This window comes from Brachyspira sp. SAP_772 (assembly GCF_009755885.1).
Lineage (GTDB): Bacteria > Spirochaetota > Brachyspiria > Brachyspirales > Brachyspiraceae > Brachyspira.
On record NZ_VYIX01000016.1, the window covers coordinates 1 to 1,354 of the forward strand.

Genomic DNA, 1,354 nt, shown 5'->3' on the forward strand with positions numbered 1-1,354 from the left:
AATAACCCCTTATTAAAAGCTTCTTCATCATAGAATGCTTTAGGCTCTCTATATTCCATTTACAATAATCCTTGATTTTTTATTTTATTAAAGAAATTACTTTAAAGACTTCATTATAGCTACACCATTACTAGTACCTATTCTATTAGCACCAGCATTTATCATTTTTATAGCATCTTCATAAGTTTTGATTCCGCCGGAAGCTTTAACTCCTACTTTATCACCGACTGTTTTTCTCATAAGCTCAACGTCATGCTCTGTAGCTCCTCCTGTAGAAAAACCAGTGGAAGTCTTAACAAAATCTGCTCCAAACTCTTTAGCTATCTTACAAGCTAACACCTTCTCTTCATCTGTTAAAAGGCAAGTTTCTATAATTACTTTAAGTACTCCAACATGACAAGCATCTCTTACTTTTTTAATATCTCTTTCAAATAAATCTATCTTTTTGCTTTTTAAAAAACCAATATTTGCTACCATATCTATTTCATTAGCACCGCTGTCAATAGCAAATTTTGTTTCATAAGCCTTAGCCTCTTTAATCATAGCTCCAAGAGGGAACCCTACAACTGAACAAACCTTAACATTTGAATGTAAAAGAAAATTGTACGCAACATTAACATAAGCAGAATTAACACATAACGAATAAAAATTATGCTCCTTAGCTTCTATACATAATTTCCTTATATCATCTATTGTAGCATCTGCTCTTAATATAGTATGATCTATAAATTGATTTAGATTTTCCATTTTTTATATACCTCTATATATTAGGATATAAAATATTATGCTCTTTGTCAAATTTATTTTTTCGATTATATATAAAATTTATACAAAAAACAATTATACAACGTCTATAGACTTTCTTTTAACCTTTTTATATATATAAATATACATTATAGCAGACAATAATATAGATACAATATCCGCTATAGGCTGCGACCATATWATACCTTTTATGCCAAAAAATTTAGTGCCTATATATATAGCAGGAACAAATGCCAAACCTTGCCTGCATATAGAAAGCACCAAAGAAGGCAAAGCTTTTCCTAATGCCTGAAATGTAGACATAAATATAAATTGAAAACCTATAAAAGGTGCTACAGAATAAGCCGCTATTAAAAAMCTAGAACCATACTCTATAACCTCATCATTATCTATAAAAATCCTAATTAAATCTTTAGAAAATATAAAAGCAACGACTAAAAATAAAATACCAGAAATAAAACTAAYCAAACAAGAAAGTTTTATAGATGCATTCATTCTCTTATAATTTTTTGAAGCAAAATTATACCCTATAAAAGGCTGTACCCCTTGACCCAACCCTATAAACACCAATAGTACAAGCGTAAATATT

Annotated in this window: 2 protein-coding genes; both read right to left on the bottom strand. The window is 29.2% G+C overall.

The window, feature by feature from the left end:
* Nucleotides 1-96: 96 nt before the first annotated feature.
* Nucleotides 97-747, bottom strand: a complete 651-nt coding sequence (gene deoC / locus GQX97_RS12205) for a deoxyribose-phosphate aldolase (RefSeq protein ID WP_157152207.1) — start codon at nt 745-747, stop codon at nt 97-99.
* A 93-nt stretch (nt 748-840) separates the two neighbouring features.
* Nucleotides 841-1,354: MATE family efflux transporter (locus tag GQX97_RS12210; protein ID WP_255447392.1), on the bottom strand; the 514-nt coding region annotated here is incomplete at its 5' end.